This is a genomic window from Polaromonas sp. P1_E12 (assembly GCF_056405975.1).
This window is the reverse complement of sequence record NZ_JBFUBB010000002.1, coordinates 282,274-303,270: the sequence shown is the minus strand read 5'-3', so window position 1 is coordinate 303,270 and position 20,997 is coordinate 282,274. Positions and strand designations below refer to the sequence as shown.

At 59.6% G+C, this 20,997-nt stretch carries 20 protein-coding genes and 1 other RNA gene; 14 read left to right on the top strand and 7 right to left on the bottom strand.

The genetic code is table 11. From position 1 onward, the window contains the following. Positions 1 to 94 precede the first annotated feature (94 nt). Positions 95 to 901: an alpha/beta fold hydrolase gene (locus tag AC1D13_RS07230; RefSeq protein WP_477689264.1), complete on the top strand. Its 807-nt coding sequence runs from the start codon at positions 95 to 97 to the stop codon at positions 899 to 901. Between the two features lie 120 nt (positions 902 to 1,021). Here the strand turns inward: AC1D13_RS07230 and AC1D13_RS07225 are convergent, their stop codons facing one another. The 6 genes from AC1D13_RS07225 to ompA all read right to left on the bottom strand — a co-directional run bounded on the left by AC1D13_RS07225 (position 1,022) and on the right by ompA (position 5,072). Beyond that, complete coding sequence (locus tag AC1D13_RS07225) at positions 1,022 to 1,615, bottom strand: putative pterin-binding protein (protein WP_477689263.1); 594 nt, start codon at positions 1,613 to 1,615, stop codon at positions 1,022 to 1,024. Positions 1,616 to 1,695: 80 nt separating this feature from the next. Continuing rightward, the gene (locus tag AC1D13_RS07220; protein WP_477689262.1) at positions 1,696 to 2,442 is read right to left on the bottom strand and encodes a pseudouridine synthase; all 747 of its coding nucleotides are present in this window, start codon (positions 2,440 to 2,442) and stop codon (positions 1,696 to 1,698) included. Between the two features lie 124 nt (positions 2,443 to 2,566). Next, positions 2,567 to 2,953: a transfer-messenger RNA gene (gene ssrA / locus AC1D13_RS07215) on the bottom strand. A gap of 12 nt (positions 2,954 to 2,965) precedes the next feature. Further along, on the bottom strand, positions 2,966 to 3,631 hold the full coding sequence (locus tag AC1D13_RS07210; protein WP_477665624.1) for an HAD family hydrolase: 666 nt from the start codon (positions 3,629 to 3,631) through the stop codon (positions 2,966 to 2,968). Between the two features lie 28 nt (positions 3,632 to 3,659). Continuing rightward, entirely contained in the window at positions 3,660 to 4,367 is a 708-nt protein-coding gene (gene ubiG, locus AC1D13_RS07205; protein ID WP_477665623.1) for a bifunctional 2-polyprenyl-6-hydroxyphenol methylase/3-demethylubiquinol 3-O-methyltransferase UbiG, read from the bottom strand. 66 nt (positions 4,368 to 4,433) lie between these two features. Next, the gene (gene ompA, locus AC1D13_RS07200) at positions 4,434 to 5,072 is read right to left on the bottom strand and encodes an outer membrane protein OmpA (RefSeq protein WP_477665622.1); all 639 of its coding nucleotides are present in this window, start codon (positions 5,070 to 5,072) and stop codon (positions 4,434 to 4,436) included. Between the two features lie 251 nt (positions 5,073 to 5,323). On the opposite strand from ompA, the gene gyrA reads away from it, so the two are divergent. From gyrA to AC1D13_RS07135, 13 genes are all read left to right on the top strand, one after another. Next, on the top strand, positions 5,324 to 7,972 hold the full coding sequence (gyrA, locus tag AC1D13_RS07195; protein ID WP_477665621.1) for a DNA gyrase subunit A: 2,649 nt from the start codon (positions 5,324 to 5,326) through the stop codon (positions 7,970 to 7,972). Then, a complete protein-coding gene (locus tag AC1D13_RS07190; protein WP_457280059.1) occupies positions 7,972 to 8,547 on the top strand; it encodes a DUF2059 domain-containing protein in 576 nt (191 codons plus the stop codon). The genes gyrA and AC1D13_RS07190 overlap by 1 nt, the downstream gene beginning before the upstream one ends. After that, positions 8,544 to 9,650 carry a 3-phosphoserine/phosphohydroxythreonine transaminase gene (gene serC / locus AC1D13_RS07185; RefSeq protein WP_457280058.1) on the top strand — a complete coding sequence of 369 codons (1,107 nt, stop codon included), beginning with the start codon at positions 8,544 to 8,546 and terminating at the stop codon, positions 9,648 to 9,650. The genes AC1D13_RS07190 and serC overlap by 4 nt, the downstream gene beginning before the upstream one ends. An 83-nt stretch (positions 9,651 to 9,733) precedes the next feature. Further along, on the top strand, positions 9,734 to 10,816 hold the full coding sequence (gene pheA, locus AC1D13_RS07180; RefSeq protein WP_457280057.1) for a prephenate dehydratase: 1,083 nt from the start codon (positions 9,734 to 9,736) through the stop codon (positions 10,814 to 10,816). 33 nt (positions 10,817 to 10,849) lie between these two features. After that, complete coding sequence (locus AC1D13_RS07175) at positions 10,850 to 11,728, top strand: prephenate dehydrogenase (protein WP_457280056.1); 879 nt, start codon at positions 10,850 to 10,852, stop codon at positions 11,726 to 11,728. An 11-nt stretch (positions 11,729 to 11,739) separates the two neighbouring features. Then, entirely contained in the window at positions 11,740 to 13,728 is a 1,989-nt protein-coding gene (locus AC1D13_RS07170; protein ID WP_457280055.1) for a bifunctional 3-phosphoshikimate 1-carboxyvinyltransferase/cytidylate kinase, read from the top strand. 150 nt (positions 13,729 to 13,878) lie between these two features. Next, complete coding sequence (rpsA, locus tag AC1D13_RS07165) at positions 13,879 to 15,564, top strand: 30S ribosomal protein S1 (protein WP_457280054.1); 1,686 nt, start codon at positions 13,879 to 13,881, stop codon at positions 15,562 to 15,564. Between the two features lie 63 nt (positions 15,565 to 15,627). Further along, positions 15,628 to 15,942, top strand: coding sequence for an integration host factor subunit beta (locus AC1D13_RS07160; protein WP_348043247.1), 315 nt, complete (start codon positions 15,628 to 15,630; stop codon positions 15,940 to 15,942). Between the two features lie 63 nt (positions 15,943 to 16,005). Further along, entirely contained in the window at positions 16,006 to 16,290 is a 285-nt protein-coding gene (locus AC1D13_RS07155; protein WP_457280053.1) for a LapA family protein, read from the top strand. Then, complete coding sequence (lapB, locus tag AC1D13_RS07150) at positions 16,280 to 17,425, top strand: lipopolysaccharide assembly protein LapB (protein WP_477665619.1); 1,146 nt, start codon at positions 16,280 to 16,282, stop codon at positions 17,423 to 17,425. Before AC1D13_RS07155 ends, lapB begins: the two co-directional genes overlap by 11 nt. A 101-nt stretch (positions 17,426 to 17,526) precedes the next feature. Further along, positions 17,527 to 18,474: a D-glycero-beta-D-manno-heptose-7-phosphate kinase gene (rfaE1, locus tag AC1D13_RS07145; protein ID WP_477665618.1), complete on the top strand. Its 948-nt coding sequence runs from the start codon at positions 17,527 to 17,529 to the stop codon at positions 18,472 to 18,474. A gap of 27 nt (positions 18,475 to 18,501) precedes the next feature. Continuing rightward, positions 18,502 to 19,506, top strand: a complete 1,005-nt coding sequence (rfaD, locus tag AC1D13_RS07140) for an ADP-glyceromanno-heptose 6-epimerase (protein ID WP_457280050.1) — start codon at positions 18,502 to 18,504, stop codon at positions 19,504 to 19,506. A gap of 129 nt (positions 19,507 to 19,635) precedes the next feature. Continuing rightward, positions 19,636 to 20,196 (top strand): ComEA family DNA-binding protein, encoded by a 561-nt coding sequence (locus AC1D13_RS07135; RefSeq protein ID WP_457280049.1) that lies wholly within the window; start codon positions 19,636 to 19,638, stop codon positions 20,194 to 20,196. 117 nt (positions 20,197 to 20,313) lie between these two features. Here the strand turns inward: AC1D13_RS07135 and AC1D13_RS07130 are convergent, their stop codons facing one another. Next, a complete protein-coding gene (locus AC1D13_RS07130; protein ID WP_477665616.1) occupies positions 20,314 to 20,859 on the bottom strand; it encodes a DinB family protein in 546 nt (181 codons plus the stop codon). Positions 20,860 to 20,997 lie beyond the last annotated feature (138 nt).

The window sequence follows — 20,997 nt, the reverse complement described above, 5'->3', positions numbered from 1 at the left end:
CATGGCAAATGCCTGAAGGTGCCCAAAAGTCCTCTGCGGCCCCTTTTTCCAACGCCAGATTCGCCCAATCGTTTACATCCTTTACGATGCAGCGATGAATTTGATGGAGATCAACGGCGCGCGCCTGGAGGTCAGGCACATCGCCGGGCGCGCCGACCTCGCTCCGGTGGTTTTCCTGCATGAAGGCCTGGGCTCGGTCAGCCTCTGGACGCAACGCGGCCTGGACTGGCCCCAGGCGGTATGCACGGCAACCGGACGGGCGGGTATGGTGTATTCGCGACGCGGCTATGGGCAGTCAGAGCCCGTACCAAACGTACGCGGTGAACCGGCAAAGCAGAACGGCCAGCGCACCGGCCGCCTGCTACCCGACTACATGCACCGCGAGGCCTGGGAGGTGTTGCCCGCGCTGCTGGATACGCTGCGGGTTGAAAACCCCGTGTTGCTCGGCCATTCCGACGGCGCCAGCATCGCCCTGCTCCACGCCAGCCGGCACCCGGTTTCGGCCTGCATCGCGATGGCACCGCACGTGCTGGTCGAAGACATCGCAGTTCAGGCAATTGCCCAGGCCAGAACCGCGTTTGAATCAGGAGGTTTGCGCGAGCGCCTGGCTCGTTACCACGCCGATGTGGACGTCGCTTTCTGGCAATGGAACGATGTCTGGCTGTCGCCGGCCTTTCGCAACTTTGACATCCGGCCGGACTGCACGCGCATTGCGGCGCCGCTGCTGCTCATCCAGGGGCTTGAAGATGAGTACGGCACCATGCGGCAGCTGGACGAAATTGCGCTGGCAGCACCCCATGCCCGGCAACTGAGGCTGGCCGCCTGCGGACACTCACCCCAGCGCGACCAGCCTGAAAAAACGGTTGAAGCGATCACTGACTTTCTCAAAGACATCGATTGAACCGCTTGACGGGTGCTACGTTTTTTATAGCTGCTTGCGCCCGTCCCTATTAGCTAAAAGACCGATTTCATTTGGAAAAACAAGGCCTGGACCGTCATTTCAACGGGAAACAGGCGCCGCTCAAGCCTCTTTGACTTCGATGTGGTACGTCGCCCAGGGACACCAGGCAAAGCGCGCCGGCAGCGGCTTGGCAGCCATGTCGGGAAAACGGTCCGCGTCATACACCGCCCAGAGTGGTCCCAGCCCGCCCAGCGCCATGGGCTGGCCGTCCAGGTGGGTCGCAACGATGAAGCGGTACTTGCTGGCCTCGGCGGCGGTGACCTGGGCGGCGTAGCCGTCCACAGCGCGCAGGAAAAGCGTCGTCTTGTCGGTCAACTTCACGCCGGCAGCTTTCATGACATCGGCCAGCAAGGGGCCTTTCAGGGTGTGTGGCTTGCTGTCGTATTCCAGCGTCGGCTTGATGGTGACGGCCGGCAGCGCGGTGAGTGCGGCAAAGTCAAAGACATGGGCCTTGTCGAACTGGATTTTCTGCTTGCCCATCATCTGGTCGAGCGCCGGATCGAAGGCGCCGCGGTTGCCCGCGCCGATCCGCCCGCTGACGGTCAACAGGATCGGGCCTCGCGACGCTTTGGGTGCGTGCTGCGCCAGGGCCAGCGACGGCGCGGCCACGGCACTGATCGCGGCGGCATTCAGGAATTGACGGCGTGGATTCATGTTTCCTCCAGGTTTGCTTTTTGCGAAGCTGGCAGCGTAACCGCTTGCCGCCGCGTTTGGGTCTGGTTTTTTTACCGGTTTCAGGGAGTTTTGACCGAAGGCGCTGAAATGCTCGCCATGTCTTGCGGCGTCAGCCAGCGCCATTCGCCGGGTTTCAGGTCTGGCGGCAAATCCAACGAACCGATGCGTGAACGGTGCAGGCCGCCCACTTCCTCGACCCGGTTGCCCACTGCGGCAATCATGCGCTTGACCTGGTGGTATTTGCCTTCGGTGAGGGTCAGGCTGAGCTGGTTTTCACCAGTTTTTTCACACGCGGCGGCTCGCACGGGTTTCGGGTCGTCGTCCAGCACCACGCCAGCCAGCAGTTTCTGGATTTGCTTGTCGTCGACCGGGTGCTTGGCCCGCACCTCGTACACCTTGGGCACATGGTGCTTGGGCGAACTCATGCGGTGGATGAACTTGCCGTCATCCGACAGCAGCAAAAGACCCGTCGTGTCCTGGTCCAGCCGCCCTACCGCCTGCACGCCGGCAGCCGCGCCACCGCCGCGCTGGCGAATCGGCGCCGGCAGCAGGGTGTAAATACTGGGATAGGTGCTGGGCTTTTGCGAGCATTCGTAGCCGGCCGGTTTGTGCAGCATCAGGTAGGCTTTCTCGTGGTACTCCCAGGCCACGCCCTGCACCGTGAAGTGCAGGCCTTCTGCTATGAATTCCATAGCTGGTTCCGCACAAGGGACGCCCGCTACAGCCACAAAACCCTGTTGAATAAGCCCCGCGCACACGCGCCGCGTGCCAAAGCCCTGAGAGAAAAGAATTTCTTGAAGTTGCATGCTTGCCATGGGGCTATTGTCGCCCGGTACCAGGGCGGCGGGCATGAGCAGGGAGCAGACAGGCACCCCGAAAACAGGCGCCCAATGAAAAAGCCCAACCGGTAAAGGCTGGGCTTTCGTGAAGTGGTGGAGCTGGGGGGATTTGAACCCCCGTCCGCAAGCCTTGTTCGGGCAGATCTACATGTTTAGCGGTCTGATTTGAGTCTCGCCACCTGTGTCGCGCAGTCGCACGCTACACAGGACGCCAGCACCCTATTTTCTTGCCCCGGGTTAAGGTACCCAGCCCGGAGCCAGCCGATGAAATTATCTTTACAGCCGGGAGCATTTAACTTGCGCTAAACACCCCTTGCCCAGCCCATCGGCCTGCTGTTGTAAAGCTCACTGGCAATTAAGCAGCGAGTGCGAAACGTTCGTCGTTTGCAGTTAGTTTGTTTGAATCAGTTTTACGAGCACACTCAGCTCGACATGCACCACACCGCGTCCGAACCCACGTCGAAACCAATGCAGCCCCAGGAAGCCTAGTTTACGCCATTCGCAGCAAATTCAAGAGCGCGCCGGGCGCCGCGATAGTGGCATCGGCCTTCCAGCCCTCGGTATCGGCGGCTTTGCCGAGGTAGCCGTAGGCTGCGGCCACCGTGGGCATGCCCGCGGCCCGGCCTGCGAGGATGTCGCGCTCGTCATCGCCGACATAAATGCAGCGCCCGGGGGCAAGCTCGAGCTGGCGTGCCGCTTCCAGCAAGGGAGCCGGATGGGGTTTGGCATGCGGCGTGGTGTCGCCACTGATGATGGTTTTCGCTGTATTGAACAAAGGCATGGCCTTGGTCAGCGGAATGGTGAAGCGGGCGGACTTGTTGGTCACCACGCCCCATTTGAGCCCCATCTGGTCGATGCGCGCGATCAGATCCGCCACCCCCTCAAACACTGAGGTGTTTTCGGTCATGCGCGATTCGTAATTGCTGAAAAACTCTTCCCGGAGCACGCCAAAGCCGGTGTCTTCGGGCGTCAACCCAAAAGCCACGGCAATCATGCCGCGCGCACCCGCGCCGGCCATGGGACGGTAAAGCGCAAGGGGCAGCGATTCCAGACCACGGTCCGTGCGCATTTTGTCGGCCGCTGCGCCCAGATCAGGGGCACTGTCAATCAGGGTGCCGTCGAGGTCGAACAGCACGGCATCGGTGTCTTTGAACATGTAGCGCGAATGTGGGTAAAAACGAGACTCAGCTCTTTTGCGTGGCCAGCAGGTAATTCACGCTGGTGTCCGCACTGAGCCAATAGTGACGTGTCAGGGGGTTGTATTCCATGCCCCGGGTTTGCTCAAGCGAGAGACCGGAGACGCGGCAGTATCCGGCCAGTTCACTGGGTTTGATCAGTTTGGCGTACTCGTGGGTGCCGCGTGGCAACATATTAAGTACGTATTCCGCCCCAACGATGGCAAACAGAAAGGCCTTGGCATTGCGATTGATGGTCGAAAAAAACACATACCCCCCAGGCTTGACCAGCGCGGCGCAGGCTTTGACGATGGAAGACGGGTCGGGCACGTGCTCCAGCATTTCCATGCAGGTGACAACGTCAAAACGGCCAGGCTGCTCGGCTGCCAGCGCTTCGGCGCTGATTTCACGGTATTGGACACCCTCGGTCTGTGCCTCCAGCGCGTGAAGCTGGGCGACTTTCAGCGCTTTGGTCGCCAAATCGATGCCCAGGACATCGGCGCCCCGGCGCGCCATCGAGTCGGCCAGGATGCCGCCGCCGCAGCCGACGTCGAGTACACGCAGCCCTTTAAGTGGGACCAAACTCTCGATCCAGCCCAGGCGGAGCGGATTGATCTGGTGCAAGGGGCGGAATTCACTTTCGGTGTCCCACCAGCGGTGGGCCAGGTCTGAGAATTTCGCCAGTTCGGCGGGGTCGAAGTTATCGCTGATAGACATGACGCATTATCGTTGAGGCATAAAAAAACCGCGCCGTAGCGCGGTTTTTTAAGCGATCCGAAAGGATTACTTGTTGGCGCGGGTGCCAACCACTTCGATTTCCACGCGGCGATTCTTCGCGCGGCCTTCGGCGGTCTTGTTGTCAGCAACTGGCTGTTTCTCGCCCTTGCCTTCAGTGTAGACGCGGTTTTTCTCGATGCCCTTGGACACGAGATATGCCTTGACGGCTTCCGAACGGCGAACCGACAGCTTCTGGTTGTAAGCATCGCTACCCACGGAGTCAGTGTGACCCACGGCAATGATGACTTCCAGGTTGATGTCCTTGATCTTGCCGACCAGGTCATCCAGCTTGGCTTTGCCTTCTGGCTTGATCACTGACTTGTTGAAGTCAAAGAAAGCGTCAGCAGCGTACGTAACTTTCGTTGCGGCAGGAGGAGGAGGAGTGGCAGGAGTAGGGGCAGGCTTCGCAGCTTGACCAGCAACCGGAGGAGCAACAGGAGCCATTGCAGGGGCAATTGCGCCATCGCAACCAGGCGCTGCAGTAGCAGGCGTCCAATAAGCGTCACGCCAGCACAGTTCGTTGGTACCGTTTTTCCAGACCAGTTCGTTGGAACCGTTTTTCCAGTTGTCGATAGTTTGTGCACCAGCGGCGGTAACAAGCGCTGCGGAAGCAAACAACATTGCCACTTTGTTGAGTTTCTTCATGGTTCTCCTCTAGAGAAAAGCCGCAGACTGGCTGCGATTAGTAATTTACACGCCGTGAGTGACCATCACTCAAAGCGTTACATCGATTGTGCCACACCTGCCTGAACCTTCAAGCACGCTATCGGCTTCGTCTGACACAGACTTAAGATTCTTCAGCATTTGTTGCTGTCCCGCCACAGGCCATCGCTTTAAACTCCGGCCTTAAAATCAGCGGTTTCCTTCAAGATCTCGAAATCCCAACCAGGCCGCTCATGACCCAGTTCGCTAAAGAAACCCTGCCCATCAGTCTTGAAGAGGAAATGCGGCGAAGCTACCTCGATTACGCGATGAGCGTGATCGTGGGGCGGGCTCTGCCCGATGCAAGGGACGGCCTCAAGCCGGTACACCGGCGCGTGCTTTTTGCCATGCACGAACTGAACAACGACTGGAACCGTCCTTACAAAAAGTCAGCGCGTATCGTCGGCGACGTGATCGGCAAGTACCATCCGCACGGCGACCAGTCAGTCTACGACACCATTGTGCGGATGGCCCAGGATTTTTCCCTGCGCCACCTGCTGGTTGACGGTCAGGGGAATTTCGGCTCTGTCGATGGCGACAACGCCGCGGCCATGCGCTACACCGAAATCCGCCTGTCAAAAATTGCCCATGAGCTGCTCGCCGACCTTGACAAGGAAACTGTCGATTTCGGCCCCAACTACGACGGCAGCGAGCAGGAGCCGCTGGTCATGCCGACCCGCTTGCCGAACCTGCTGGTCAACGGATCGGGCGGTATTGCGGTGGGCATGGCGACCAACATTCCGCCCCACAACCTCAACGAAGTGGTCGATGCATGCCTTCACATGCTGAAAAACCCGGGGGCCTCCATTGACGAATTGATGGAGATCGTGCCCGCACCGGACTTCCCCACGGGCGGCATTATTTACGGCATCAATGGCGTCAAGGACGGCTATCGCACCGGCCGCGGCAAGGTGGTCATGCGTGCCAAGTGCCATTTCGAGGACATCGACAAGGGCCAGCGCCAGTCCATCATCGTCGACGAGCTCCCCTACCAGGTCAACAAAAAGACGCTTCAGGAGCGCATGGCCGAGCTGGTGCACGAGAAGAAAATCGAAGGCATCAGCCATATTCAGGATGAGAGCGACAAGTCGGGCATGCGCCTGGTGATCGAACTCAAGCGTGGCGAAGTGCCCGAAGTAGTGCTGAACAATCTGTACAAGCAGACCCAGCTGCAGGACACCTTCGGCATCAATATGGTGGCACTGGTCAATGGCCAGCCCAAGCTTTGCAACCTGAAGGACCTGATCCAGGTCTTCCTGTCGCACCGCCGTGAAGTCGTGACGCGCCGTACCGTGTTCACGCTGCGCAAGGCACGGGAGCGGGGACACGTGCTGGAAGGCCTCGCAGTGGCCCTGGCCAATATTGACGACTTCATCGCCATCATCCGAAATGCCCCCACGCCTCCCGTCGCCAAGGCCGAGCTGATGCTGCGCCCCTGGGACAGCAGCCTGGTGCGCGAAATGCTGACCCGCACGCGTGCCGATGGCGGCGTGGTGAACGCCGATGACTACCGCCCCGACGGTCTCGAGAAGATGTTTGGCATGGGCAACGACGGGTTGTACCGCCTCTCGGAAACACAGGCACAGGAAATCCTGCAGATGCGCCTGCAACGCCTGACCGGCCTGGAGCAGGACAAGATCGTGGCGGAGTACAAGGAAGTCATGGCCGAGATCGACGACCTGCTCGACATCCTGGCCAAGCCTGAGCGAGTGTCCATCATCATTGGCGAAGAACTGACAGCCATCAAGCTGGAATTCGGCCAGACAAAGCTCGGCGCTCGCCGCAGCCAGATCGAGCACAGCTCGTTCGATCTCAGCACCGAAGACCTGATCACCCCCACCGACATGGTGGTGACGCTTTCACACACCGGCTATATCAAGAGCCAGCCGCTGTCGGAATACCGGGCACAAAAACGCGGTGGCCGCGGCAAGCTGGCCACCGCCACCAAGGAAGACGACTGGGTCGACCAGCTCTTCATCGCCAACACGCACGATTACATCCTGTGCTTTTCCAATCGCGGCCGGCTCTACTGGCTCAAGGTCTGGGAAGTACCCGCCGGTTCTCGCGGTTCTCGCGGTCGGCCCATCGTCAACATGTTCCCCCTGCAGGAAGGTGAAAAAATCACCGTCGTCCTTCCTCTCACGGGCGAAAAGCGCAGCTTCCCGGCTGATCAATACGTCTTCATGGCCACCTCCATGGGCACCGTGAAGAAAACCGCCCTCGACGAATTTAACAATCCGCGTAAGGCCGGCATCATCGCGGTCGATCTTGACGCAGGCGACTACCTGATTGGTGCGTCGCTGACCGACGGCAAGCACGACGTGATGCTGTTCAGTGACGGTGGCAAGGCCGTGCGCTTCGATGAGAACGACGTGCGCCCCATGGGCCGCAATGCACGCGGCGTGCGCGGCATGATGCTCGAAGACGGCCAGGGCGTGATCGCCATGCTGGTCGCCGAAGACGAGCAGCAAAGTGTGCTGACAGCCACCCAGAACGGATATGGCAAACGCACGTCCATCACCGAATACACACGTCACGGCCGCGGCACCAAGGGCATGATCGCCATCCAGCAGAGCGAGCGCAACGGCAAGGTGGTTGCGGCCACACTGGTTCACGTGGACGACGAGATCATGCTGATCACCGACAAGGGCGTGCTGGTCCGCACGCGCGTCAGCGAAATCCGCGAAATGGGAAGGGCTACACAGGGTGTTACGCTCATCGGCCTTGATGAAGGTTCACAATTAAGCGGCCTTCAGCGCATCGTTGAAAACGATGCCACGCTGGATGAACCCGATACTGAAACCGGTACCGGCACAGACACCCCGAACATCGAAAGTACCTGATGAAAAACTTCCTTACCGCTATCACGATCGCTGCCATGGCCTGCGGCGCCACGGCTGTTCACGCGCAAGCAGCAGATCCGAAAACAGAGCTGGCCAAAAAAGTGGTCGCGCTGCAGCAAGGGCCGGAGCTTGACCGGCTGGTGAACCAGCTTGCGGGCACCACGGCGCAGGAACTCATTGTTAAATGGGCTCCAAAAATGGAGGCAAATGTTCCCAAAGCCAAGCAGCCAAAAGCGTCTGAAGAACTTAACGCCGAACTCAAGAAATATGCCGATGATGCGAGCCAGCTGATCAGCAAGCAGGTTAGCAAAGTCAGCGCCGAATCGCTGGTACCTGCGTATGCAGAACGGTTCACACAGGAAGAACTCCAGCAGCTTGCTGCTTTTTTTGAATCACCTGCCGTCAAGAAATACCAGGCTACGGCGCCCGAGCTGGGCAATGTCTTTGTACAAAAGCTGGTAGAAGCCTCGCGTGCCGACGTCCTCGCACGTGCCAAGCAGTTCGACGACGTGGCGCTGAAGATCATTGGCACCGGCCCCGCGCCGGGAGCAGGCAAGCCGCCCGCCAAGAAATGACCCGTCCTTTCAATTTTTCCGCTGGCCCGGCGAACCTGCCCGAAGAGGTCTTGCGGCAGGCGGCGGGCGAAATGCTGGACTGGCACGGCAGCGGCATGAGCGTGATGGAGATGAGTCACCGTGGAAAGGAGTTCATTTCCATTTATGAAAACGCGGAGGCCGATTTCCGCGAGCTGATGGCCATTCCGGCCCACTTCAAGATCCTGTTCATGCAGGGCGGCGGACTTGCCGAAAATGCCATTGTTCCCCTCAATGTCTCGCAGGGTCGTTCGGCCGATTTCGTGGTAACAGGCAGCTGGAGTGAAAAATCGCAAAAAGAGGCACGCAAGTATTGCGATGTCCAGGTCGCTGCGAGCAATGCAGACAACGGGCACACGCTGCTACCACCTCCGTCCGGCTGGAAGCTGCGGCCGGACGCAAGCTACGTCCACCTGTGCACCAATGAAACCATCCACGGTGTGGAGTTTCAAAGCCTTCCAGACCTTAAGGCCTTGGGAAGCGATGCGCCACTGGTCATCGATTTTTCCTCTCATGTAGCATCGCGGCCGGTTGACTGGTCTCTCGTTGGCCTGGCATTTGGTGGTGCACAAAAAAACCTGGGGCCTGCAGGTGTCACGCTGGTGGTCATCCGGGAAGACCTGCTTGGCCGTGCGCTGGCGATTTGCCCCAGCGCCTTTGACTACAAGACCGTAGCGGACAACCAGTCCATGTACAACACGCCCCCCACGTACGCAATCTACATTGCAGGCCTTACCTTCGCGTGGCTCAAGCGCCAGCAAGAAGGCGGCGCTACCGGCATTGCCGCAATGGAAGCGCGCAACAAAACCAAGGCGCAGTTTCTGTATGACGCCATTGACGGCTCGCAGTTTTATCTCAACAAGGTCGACAAAAACTGCCGGTCCCGGATGAACGTTCCATTTTTCTTGCGGGACGAGTCACGGAACGACGCGTTTCTCTCAGGTGCCAAGGCACGGGGCTTGCTTCAGCTCAAGGGTCACAAGTCAGTGGGAGGGCTGCGCGCCAGCATTTACAACGCCATGCCACTGGCCGGTGTCCAGGCACTGGTGGAGTACATGCGAGAATTCGAACAAAAACACGCCTAGGATGAAATGTTTTTTCGCCCTCATTATGGTTCGCCTTTCCGGCAGGTCTGCAGCGCCCGCCGCATGGCCGGGTGGTCTCTGACATGACCACCCATCTTGCAGATTTACGCGTACAGATTGATGCACTGGACCGAGAACTGCTCGCCCTGCTGAATCGCCGCGCCCAAGTCGCGGAGCAGGTCGGCGAAGTCAAGAAGCGCGAGGGTACGCCCTTCTTCCGCCCGGACCGCGTCGCCCAGGTTATTGAGCAGATCCAGCAAGCCAATCAAGGGCCGCTCAAAAACGAACATGTTGCTGCCGTATGGCGTGAAATCATGTCGGCTTGCCTGGCACTGGAATCTCCGGTGCGTGTGGCATACCTCGGTCCCGCCGGCACTTTCAGCGAGCAGGCAGCGCTGCAGTTTTTTGGCGCCAGCATCGAGCATGTTCCCTGTGTCAGCATCGACGAGGTTTTTCGTGCAACGGCTGCCGGCAGCGCCAGCTACGGGGTTGTGCCGGTCGAAAACTCGACCGAGGGCGTCGTGTCCCGATCTCTCGACCTGTTCCTGAACTCTCCCCTGCACATCGTTGGCGAGATCAGCCTGATGGTGCGCCACAACCTCCTGCGGCTTTCCGAGTCCCTGGAAGGTATCGAAGCCGTGTATGCACACCCCCAGGCCCTGGCCCAATGCCAGGGCTGGTTGACCACGCACCTGCCCAATGTGGAGCGCCGGGCAGCCTCCAGCAATGCGGAAGGTGCACGCCTTGCCTCCACCAACCCTGCATGGGCCGGCATTGCCAGTGATCGGGCCGCCACCCAGTTTGGCCTGTATACGGCCGCCCACGCCATTCAGGACGACGCGTTTAACCGCACGCGCTTTGCCGTAGTGTGCCTGCCGCAAACACTACCCTCCCCGCCCCTCTCCGGCAAAGACTGTGTCAGCCTGGTGGTCTCCGTACCCAACCGCCCCGGCGCCGTCCATGACATCCTGATGCCGTTGAAAGCTCACGGCGTCTCCATGACCCGCTTTGAATCGCGCCCGGCACGCTCCGGCCAGTGGGAATATTATTTTTATATCGATTTGCAAGGCCATCCGTCGCAGGACCACGTCAAGGCGGCACTGGCTGACCTGCAACAAATGTGCGCCTTTTACAAGGTTCTCGGAACCTATCCTGTCAGCGATTAATGCACGAACTCACAAAACTCCTGGTACCACGACATGTTTGAACAATTAGGTCTCATTGGATGCGGCCTGATGGGCGGTTCTTTTGCGCTGGCTCTCAAGCGCGCCGGTCTGGTCAAACGCGTGGTGGGCTACAGCAAGTCGCCTTCGACGACCGAGCGCGCACGCCAGATGGGTGTCATTGACGTAGAGGCACCTTCCGCCCTGCTGGCGGTCTCGGGGGCTGACATTGTCCTGCTGGCGGTGCCGGTTTCTGCAACCGAAGCCACCTTCAAGGCGATCCGGCATCTTGTTGGCCCAAACACCCTGATCATGGATGTCGGCTCCACCAAGCGCGACGTGGTCGATGCCGCACGGCGGGTCCTGCAGGGTAACGTCGGCTCTTTCGTTCCCTGCCATCCCATTACCGGCAAAGAGGTGTCGGGTGTCGAACACGCTGATGTCGACCTCTACAACGGAAAGCAGGTCATCCTGACCCCCATAGAGCGGACTTTCACGGTCCAGCTGCAAAAAGCCACCGACGTATGGACCGCCATGGGCTGCCATGTCCTCAAGATGTCGCCGCAGGCACATGACGCTGCGTACGCCGCAGTCAGCCATCTGCCCCACCTGATCGCCTTTGCACTGATCAACGGCATTACCGGACAGGAGCACGGGAAGGACTACATGTCCCTGGCCGGGCCCGGCTTTCGCGACTTCACACGCATCGCTGCCAGCGATCCGAAAATGTGGCGCGACATCCTGATTGCCAACCGCGAAGAGTTGCTGGCGCAGTCCAAGATCTTTCAGCAGACCCTGCAGTCCCTCGAAGTACTCATTTCGAGCAGCAACGGCGACGGCCTGGAAGCGCTCATTGAGCAAGCCAGCGAGACGCGCGCCAACTGGCGCATCTCTTCTCAAAAATCGCATAAATAAACCTGCGATTCATGTTCGACATCGAGTTCCTGGACATTCCGCCCCTCAGTGGAGCGGGAGGCACTGTCCGCCTGCCCGGATCCAAAAGCATTTCCAATCGCGTCTTGTTGCTGGCCGCCCTGAGTCACGGGGAAACCACAGTTCACGATCTCCTGGCGTCTGACGACACCGCCGTGATGCTGACGGCGCTCAGGCTGCTTGGCTGCGAAGTAAAACAAGAGGGCAGCACCGCGATGATCACCGGCCTTGGCGGCCGCAACGTTCACACACCGGTCAAGCTGTTTCTGGGCAATGCCGGTACTGCCATGCGTCCATTGACGGCCGCTCTGGCCTTGCTGGGCGGAGAATTTGAGCTGTCGGGCGTGGCCCGTATGCACGAAAGGCCTATCGGCGACCTGGTTGATGCCCTCCGGCAGCTGGGCTGCTCCATCGACTACCTGGGAAATGAAGGTTTTCCGCCCCTGCGCCTGCGTTCCGGCCAATTGAACCTGAAAGAGCCCATCCGGGTGCGCGGAGATGTTTCCAGTCAGTTCCTGACCGCCCTGCTGATGGCTCTGCCCATTGTGGCTGTCGACGACATCTGCATTGAGGTCGTGGGGGAGCTGATTTCACGGCCTTACATTGAAATCACGCTCAAGCTGCTCGAACGTTTCGGCATTGACGTGCAGCGTAAAGGCTGGGAGCAGTTCATCATCCCCGCCGGCAGCCGCTACCAGTCGCCCGGAGAAATCCATGTGGAAGGCGACGCTTCCTCTGCTAGCTATTTCATAGCGCTTGGCGCAATAGCATCGGGCTCTGCAGGCCAAAATGGCATAGAAGTTTTGGGGGTCGGGGCCGACTCCATCCAGGGCGACATTCGTTTCGTGGAGGCCGCACGAATGATGGGCGCGCAAATCGACAGCACGCCCAATTCATTGCGCATCTCGCGCGGTGCTTGGCCGCTCAAGGCGATTGATCTGGACTGCAACCATATTCCCGATGCCGCGATGACGCTGGCCGTGATGGCGCTGTATGCCGAGGGATGCACCACCTTGCGCAACATCGCCAGCTGGCGCGTCAAGGAAACCGACCGCATCGCCGCGATGGCCTGCGAGTTGCAAAAGCTCGGCGCCACGGTGGAGGAAGGGGCGGACTATCTCAAAATTACGCCGCCCCGGCCCGGCGAATGGAAAACCGCGCCCATTCACACCTATGACGATCACCGCGTAGCCATGTGTTTTTCGCTGGCCGCTTTCAATCCGGCCCGGTTGCCCATCCGGATTCTTGACCCCAAATGTGTCGGCAAAACATTTCCGGACTACTTCGAGGCCCTGTTCACGGTGGCCAGAGCAGATGTCAACCATATTCCGGTGATTTGCGTCGATGGCCCCACTGCCTCGGGCAAGGGTACCCTGGCAGCTTTGACGGCCCAACGGCTCGGCTACCACTATCTTGACTCCGGCGCCCTGTATCGCTTGAGCGCATTTGCCGCCTTGCGTGCCGACGTTTCGCTCGACGACGGGGCGGCTGTTGCGCAAATCGCCCGCACCATGCCGGTTCGCTTTCAGGGCGACCGGATTTTCCTCGGGGCGGAAGATGTGTCAGAAGCCATCCGCTCCGAAGCTGCCGGAATGGCCGCTTCCCGGGTCTCGGCCCATCCCCAGGTTCGCGCTGCGCTGCTGACCCTGCAACACAGTTTCCGGCAGTTGCCCGGGCTGGTAGCAGACGGGCGGGACATGGGAACCGTCATTTTTCCCGATGCACCGCTCAAAATCTACCTGACGGCCAGCGCCCGGCACCGCGCTGAACGACGGCATAAGCAGTTGATTTCAAAGGGAAATTCAGCTATAATCAGCGAGATTCAGCAAGATTTAGAGGCACGTGACGCCCGCGATTCATCGCGAAAAGCCGCCCCTTTGAAGCCTGCTGATGACGCCCGGCCCCTGGACAATTCCTATCTGTCGATTGAAAAGTCGGTGGATCAGGTGATTGACTGGTGGCAAGGCACCCGGCCCTTCTGACCCCCGACGCGCAACCTGCGCTTGGTCAGCAGGTTCATTAACGTAACCCGCAGCCTTATTCAACGTCTGGCCGCAAGCAACCGCCGCAAGCAGCTATAAAAACAATAGCAATTCCGCTATTGGAACCCTGTTGTGTGGATGAGGAAAATCATGTCTGAATCTTTTGCCGATCTATTTAACGAATCGCTCCAGCGCTCTGAAATGCGCACCGGTGAAGTCATCACCGCTGAAGTCGTTCGCATCGACCACAACCACGTCGTCGTCAACGCCGGACTGAAGTCCGAGGCCTATGTGCCGCTCGAAGAATTCAAAAACGACCAGGGCGAACTCGAAGTCCAGGTCGGCGACTTTGTCTCCGTGGCCATCGACTCCGTCGAAAACGGCTATGGCGACACCCTGCTGTCCCGCGACAAGGCCAAGCGCCTGGCCTCGTGGATGAGCCTGGAAAAAGCCCTGGAGTCCGGCGAATTCGTCACCGGCCAGACCAGCGGCAAGGTCAAGGGCGGTCTCACCGTCCTCGTCAACGGCATCCGCGCCTTCCTGCCCGGCTCGCTCATCGACACCCGCCCCATCAAGGACTTGTCTCCGTACGAGAACAAGACCATGGAATTCAAGGTCATCAAGCTGGACCGCAAGCGCAACAACGTCGTGTTGTCACGCCGTGCCGTGGTCGAAGCCAGCATGGGCGAAGAACGCGCCAAGCTGATGGAAACCCTGAAGGAAGGCTCCTCCGTCAAGGGCGTCGTCAAGAACATCACCGAATACGGCGCGTTCGTTGACCTGGGCGGCATTGACGGCCTGCTGCACATCACCGACATGGCATGGCGCCGCGTGCGTCACCCAAGCGAAGTGGTGACGGCTGGCCAGGAAATCGTGGCCAAGATCCTGAAGTTCGACACCGAGAAAAACCGCGTGTCACTCGGTCTGAAACAGATGGGCGACGACCCATGGATGGGCGTGAACCGCCGTTATCCACAAGGCACGCGCCTGTTTGGCAAGATCACCAACATCGCCGACTACGGCGCATTTGTGGAACTCGAGCCAGGTATCGAAGGCCTGGTCCACGTGTCCGAAATGGACTGGACCAACAAGAATGTGGCACCGAGCAAGCTCGTGGCACTGGGCGACGAAGTCGAAGTCATGGTCCTCGAGATCGACGAAGACAAGCGCCGTATCAGCCTGGGCATGAAGCAGTGCAAGGCCAATCCATGGCAAGAATTCGCACAGGAAACCAAGCGCGGCGACCGCGTCAAGGGCCCGATCAAGTCGATCACCGACTTCGGCGTCTTTGTGGGCCTGGCTGCCGGCATCGACGGCCTCGTGCACCTGTCCGACCTCTCGTGGAACGAACCCGGTGAAGCCGCCGTTCGCAACTACAAAAAGGGCCAGGAAGTCGAAGCGATCGTTCTGGCAGTCGACGTCGACCGCGAGCGCATCTCCCTGGGTATCAAGCAGCTGGATTCCGATCCGTTCACCACGTTCGTGTCGATCAACGACAAGGGCGCGATTGTGACCGGCAAGGTCAAGACTGTTGATGCCAAGGGCGCTGAAATCGATCTCGGCGAAGACATCATCGGCTACCTGCGCGCCAGCGAAATCAGCCGTGACCGCGTCGAAGACGCGCGCAACGTGCTGAAAGAAGGCGACGAAGTGTCCGCAGTCGTGGTGAACGTGGATCGCAAGACCCGCAACATCCAGCTGTCGGTCAAAGCCAAGGACAACGCCGACCAGCAGGAAGCCATGGCAACCCTGAGCCAGCAGTCTTCGCGCGAAAGCGCCGGCCTGACCAACCTTGGCGCCCTGTTGCGCGCCAAGCTGGACAACAACGAAAAGTAAGGCGACCGTGCAGCGGTGTGATGCGCCCCCGGCGGATTGCATCGCTGTACAGCTACTTTATCCATGACCCGAAGCGATCTTGTCGAAGAACTGGCAGCCCGATTCAGCCAGCTGACGCACCGCGACGCCGAATATGCCGTCAAGACGATTCTTGATGCCATGAGCGACGCCCTGGTGCGCGGCCACCGCATTGAAATCAGGGGATTTGGCAGTTTTTCCATCAACCGCCGCCCGCCTCGCATGGGCCGCAATCCGCGTTCCGGTGAAAGCGTGGCCATCCCTGAAAAACGGGTGCCCCATTTCAAGCCGGGTAAGGCGTTGCGGGAAGCAGTGGATGCCCGTACCCAGGAGCTCCTGGCGGTCACGGATCCGAAGTAAGGTCTTGCTGTTTTCCCCCGGTGGTCTGGCTACAATCGCGAGACCACCACGGGGGACGACCAAGTGAAATACCTCATGTGGCTGCTCAAGGCAGCCATTTTTTTTACGCTGTTTGCTTTTGCACTGAATAACCAGCAAACGGTTTCGGTGAATTTTTTCTTTGGCACGATGTGGCGAGCACCTCTGGTGCTGGTTGTCCTGAGTGTCTTCGCCTGCGGGCTGGCGCTCGGTATTCTTGTCATGATGCCGCGCTGGTGGAAAAAGCGCAGATCGGCGAAATATGCCTCCTCCACCATGGGCCCCCATACCGTGACCGAAGACCCCTCCACCCTCCACCATGGAATTTGATTTCACCTGGGTCCTGCTCGGGTTTCCGATCGCCTTTACCTTGGGCTGGCTGGCTTCGCGACTGGATTTGCGGCAACTGCGCATCGAAAACCGCCAGGCGCCCAAAGCCTACTTCAAGGGCCTGAATTTTCTGCTCAATGAGCAGCAGGACCAGGCCATTGACGCCTTTATCGAAGCCGTACAGAACGACCCCGACACGTCCGAGCTTCACTTCGCCCTGGGTAACCTGTTCCGCCGCCGCGGCGAATACGAGCGCGCCGTGCGGGTGCACGAACACCTGATGTCGCGCGGCGACCTGACGCAACCGGAGCGCGACCGCGCCCAGCATGCACTGGCCCTGGATTTCCTCAAAGCCGGCCTGCTCGACCGTGCCGAAATCGCGCTGCGCAAACTGGAGGGAACGCCGTTCGAGGAAGAGGCCCGGCTTGCGTTGCTGTCCATTTATGAACGCTCGCGGGATTGGCCTAACGCAACCGAAATCGCCGCCAGGCTGGGTACCTCCAGCCATGGCAGCTTCAGTGCCCGGCAGGCGCATTACCTTTGCGAGCAGGCCATTGCGTCCGCAGCGGCAGGCGACACAAGCCAGGCCCTGGAGACATTGCAGCAGGCTGTCGCCATGGCCCCGGTGTCGGCCCGCCCACTGATTGACCTGGCCAAACTGCAGCACCAGCTCGGCAAGTCCCAGGATGCCTTGCGCACATTGCAGAAGCTGGAAGACCTGGCACCGCAAGGCCTGCCACTTGCCGCCGGCCTGCTTGCCAATATCGCCCAGGCAAGCGGCCAGGAAGCCGCCGCACTGGAGTTGCTGAAGACCAGTTACGCCAACACGCCGTCCATTGACGTGGTTGAAGCCATCGTCAAACTGGAAAAAGACCCTGCGTCGGCACGCCAGTGGTATGCCAGGCATATGGAACGCCAGGCGTCCCTGGTGGCCGCCGGCAAGTGGATAGAAGGGGAACAACTCCAGGATGCGCATCATCACGCACTGGTGCAGCGCTCGCTGGGTCAGGCAACCAAGCCGTTGATGCGCTATCGTTGTGCCGCGTGCGGCTTTGAAGCCACGCAGCACTTCTGGCACTGCCCTGGCTGCCAGGCCTGGGACAGCTACCCGACCCGCCGAATAGAAGAATTATGAACACCCCCGTGGAGGCTTCGCCTCCTCCCCCCTTGCAGGGGGCAACAGCTGTGGCCCGGCGAAGCCGGTTCCACGCTGTTCTGGTTTGAATACAGACAGACATGACCACTACTCTCACACTATCCGCTGAACGAATCGCCAAAGCCCGTGTCCTCGTGGTGGGCGATGCCATGCTCGACCGGTACTGGTACGGCGCGGTAGACCGCATCTCGCCTGAGGCCCCGGTGCCCGTGGTACGTGTCACGCGCACCGAGGAACGCATAGGCGCCGCGGCCAACGTGGCCTACAACATCGTCACGCTGGGCGCGCAAGCCTCGCTGCTGACCGTGGTGGGCGATGATGAGGCCAGCCACCAATTGGAGGCGCTGGTCGAAAAAACCGGCATCGCCCCTTACTTCGGCCGCGATGCACGGCTCAAAACAACGGTCAAGCTGCGCGTCATTGGCCGCCAGCAGCAGCTGATCCGGCTCGACTTCGAGAACACGCCGGAAAACGAGGTGCTCGCCTCCCAGTCCGCCACCTTTGAAAAACTGCACACGCAGCACGACGCCGTGCTTTTTTCCGACTACGGCAAGGGTGGCCTCGCGCATATCGTGCTGATGATCGCCCAGGCGCGCGCTGCCGGCAAGGTGGTGCTGGTCGACCCCAAGGGGGCGGACTACGCACGCTACAAAAACGCCAGCATCATTACGCCGAATCGCGCCGAGCTCGAGCACGTGATCGGCACCTGGAGCGACGAAGCCGAGCTGCGCACCAAAGCCCACAACCTGCGCACCGCACTCAATCTTGATGCCCTGCTGCTGACACGTAGCGAAGAAGGCATGACCCTGTTTGACGCCCAGGGTGAGCTGAATGTACCGGCCGTGGCACGTGAGGTGTTCGACGTCACCGGCGCCGGCGATACGGTGATCGCCACACTGGCTGCCATGGCGGCCACGGGCATGAGCCTTCGTGATGCGGTGCCCATCGCCAACCGTGCCGGCGGCATTGTGGTCGGCAAGTTCGGTACCGCAACGGTCAGTTACGACGAACTGTTTGCCGCGCATTAAATTGCGCCTCAGGTTAAAGGAATCATCATGAAAGTAGTAGTCACGGGTGCTGCGGGTTTTATCGGCAGCAATATCATCAAGGGCCTCAATGCCCGCGGCATCGACGACATCATCGCGGTCGACGACCTGACCGAAGGCGACAAATTTCGCAACCTGGCCGGCCTGCAGATCGCCGACTACGTGGATGCCGACGACTTCTACGACCTCTTTGCCGAAGGCGCTTATGGTCAGGTCGAGACAGTGTTCCACGAAGGCGCCTGCAGCGACACGATGGAGCCCGATGGCAAGTACATGATGGACAACAACTACACGCTTTCGTGCGAGTTGTTTCATGCCTGCCAGGACCAGGGAACACGCCTGCTGTATGCCTCGTCGGCCGCCACCTACGGCGGATCCGACACGTTCAGGGAATCGCCCGAATTCGAACGACCACTCAACGTCTACGGCTACTCCAAGCTGCTCTTTGACCAGCGCCTGCGGCGTGAACTCGGCAACCGGTTTGAAGGCGCAGCCACCCAGGTTGCGGGCTTTCGCTACTTCAATGTCTACGGCCCCCACGAACAGCACAAGGGCCGTATGGCCAGCGTGGCCTTTCACCAGTTCAACCAGTTCCAGGCCGAAGGCAAGGTCAAGCTGTTTGGCGAATACGGCGGCTACGGCGCCGGCGGCCAGATGCGCGACTTCGTCTTCATCGACGATGTGGTGGCCGTGAACCTCTGGTTTTTTGACCATCCAGAACAATCCGGCATTTTCAATCTTGGCACCGGAAAGGCCCAGCCCTTCAACGATGTCGCGCTCGCCGTCGTGAACACCTTGCGCAAAGGGCAGGATGCTGCGGCGCTGAGCCTGGAAGATGCCGTGCGCGGCGGGCTCATCGACTACATCACCTTCCCGCCAGCCTTGGTGGGTAAATATCAAAGCTACACGCAGGCCGACCTCGGCGCCCTGCGTGCCGCTGGGTGTGACCATGTGTTTGCTGATGTGAAAGCGGGTGTAACTGCTTACATGCAGTGGCTGGGCAAGAATCGCTGAGGCTTGGGGTTCCCCAACCCAATCGCATCAGGCAGGTCAACCCCGTGTGAAACCGGGCCGTTATAAACACAGCATTCTTATTCACAGGATGCATAACGCGCTTCGCCACTCACCACTGAGGAGATTTCCATGTTCAAGAAAGTACTGGCGTTTTTCGCCGCCATGTCTCTCGTTGCAGCCTTTGCTGCGGTCGACGTCAACAAAGCCACAGAGGCCGAACTCGACGGCATCAAACACATCGGCCCCGTCACCTCCAAGCTGATCATCTCCGAGCGCAAGAAAAGCGAGTTCAAAAACTGGGATGACTTCATCACCCGCGTCAAAGGCGTGGGAGAAAAACGCGCAGCCGAGTTCTCCGCCGCAGGGCTGACCGTTGGCGGTGCCGCCTATACCGGCCCGGCCGCCGCAGATGCGAAGGCAAAAACCAAGGCCGAAGCCAAAGCGGACGCCAAAACCAGCAAGAAGGCCGACAAGCCGGTCACCGAAAAGGCCAAAGACGCAGCCATCGCCACCAAGGATGCAGTCAAGGGTGCGGCTATCGCGACCAAAGACGCCGTGGTGGAATCGGCCAAAGATGCCAAAGAGGCGGTAACGTCCAAAAAAGACGCCAAGAAGGACACCAAAAAAGAAACCAAAACCGAAGTCAAGGTTGAAGCGGCCAAGCCTGCTGCAAGCGCTGCCAAGAAGTAATTGGCCCGCATCCAATAAAAAACCCGCCTGGAGCGGGTTTTTTATTGCCAATTTTTGCCTCCAGTCCTTTAGGGGCGAGCGCAAGCAGCTATCTATTTCATAGCACCTTAAAGACCTCTACACCAGCGCAATCAGGTCCGTCACGCCCACCGCTGCCCCAGCCTGCGTGACCAGTGTCGTCACTTGCCCTCTATGGTGTGTCTGGTGATTGAAAAAATGCGTGAGGGCCTTCCAGACCACGTGCTCGCGCTGCACCCCTTTCGAGTTGGCGTACCGCATGGTCATGGCCGGGTAAGCCTCAGGCATGTCGGCAGCCCACTGCTCGATGGCGCCATCGAGCTGCTGCCGTTTGGCTTTCAGTCCGGCCCAGTCTTCGTAGAGCACCATGTCCAGCGTGTAGGCCTGCGGCATGTCCAGCACTTCAGCGCCCAGCGACGTGAAATGGATTCCGTTCTCATTACCGCACTGCGCAAAGCGCCTGAGCCAGACCTGGTCGGCCAGGACAAGATGGCCCAGCGTGTGATGGATCGAGCCGAAAAAGGCACCACGGTCACGCTTGCGCTCCTCATCTGACAGGGTTTCACACGCGCCATACAGCCGTTCATTGATCCAGCGGTTGTACTGGGCCAGAAGTCGGTAGTTGTCGGAAAATGCACCGGTCATACATGCTCCTGAATTGATAGCTTCTCGCGCTCGTGCTGATTGGCCCAGGGCCGGATTTCATATGAAATTACGGCATTCCGCACCCCTAAAAGCCTGCCTGCCCCCGTCACAAGGTGCGCTGGCTCCACTGCAGATTTT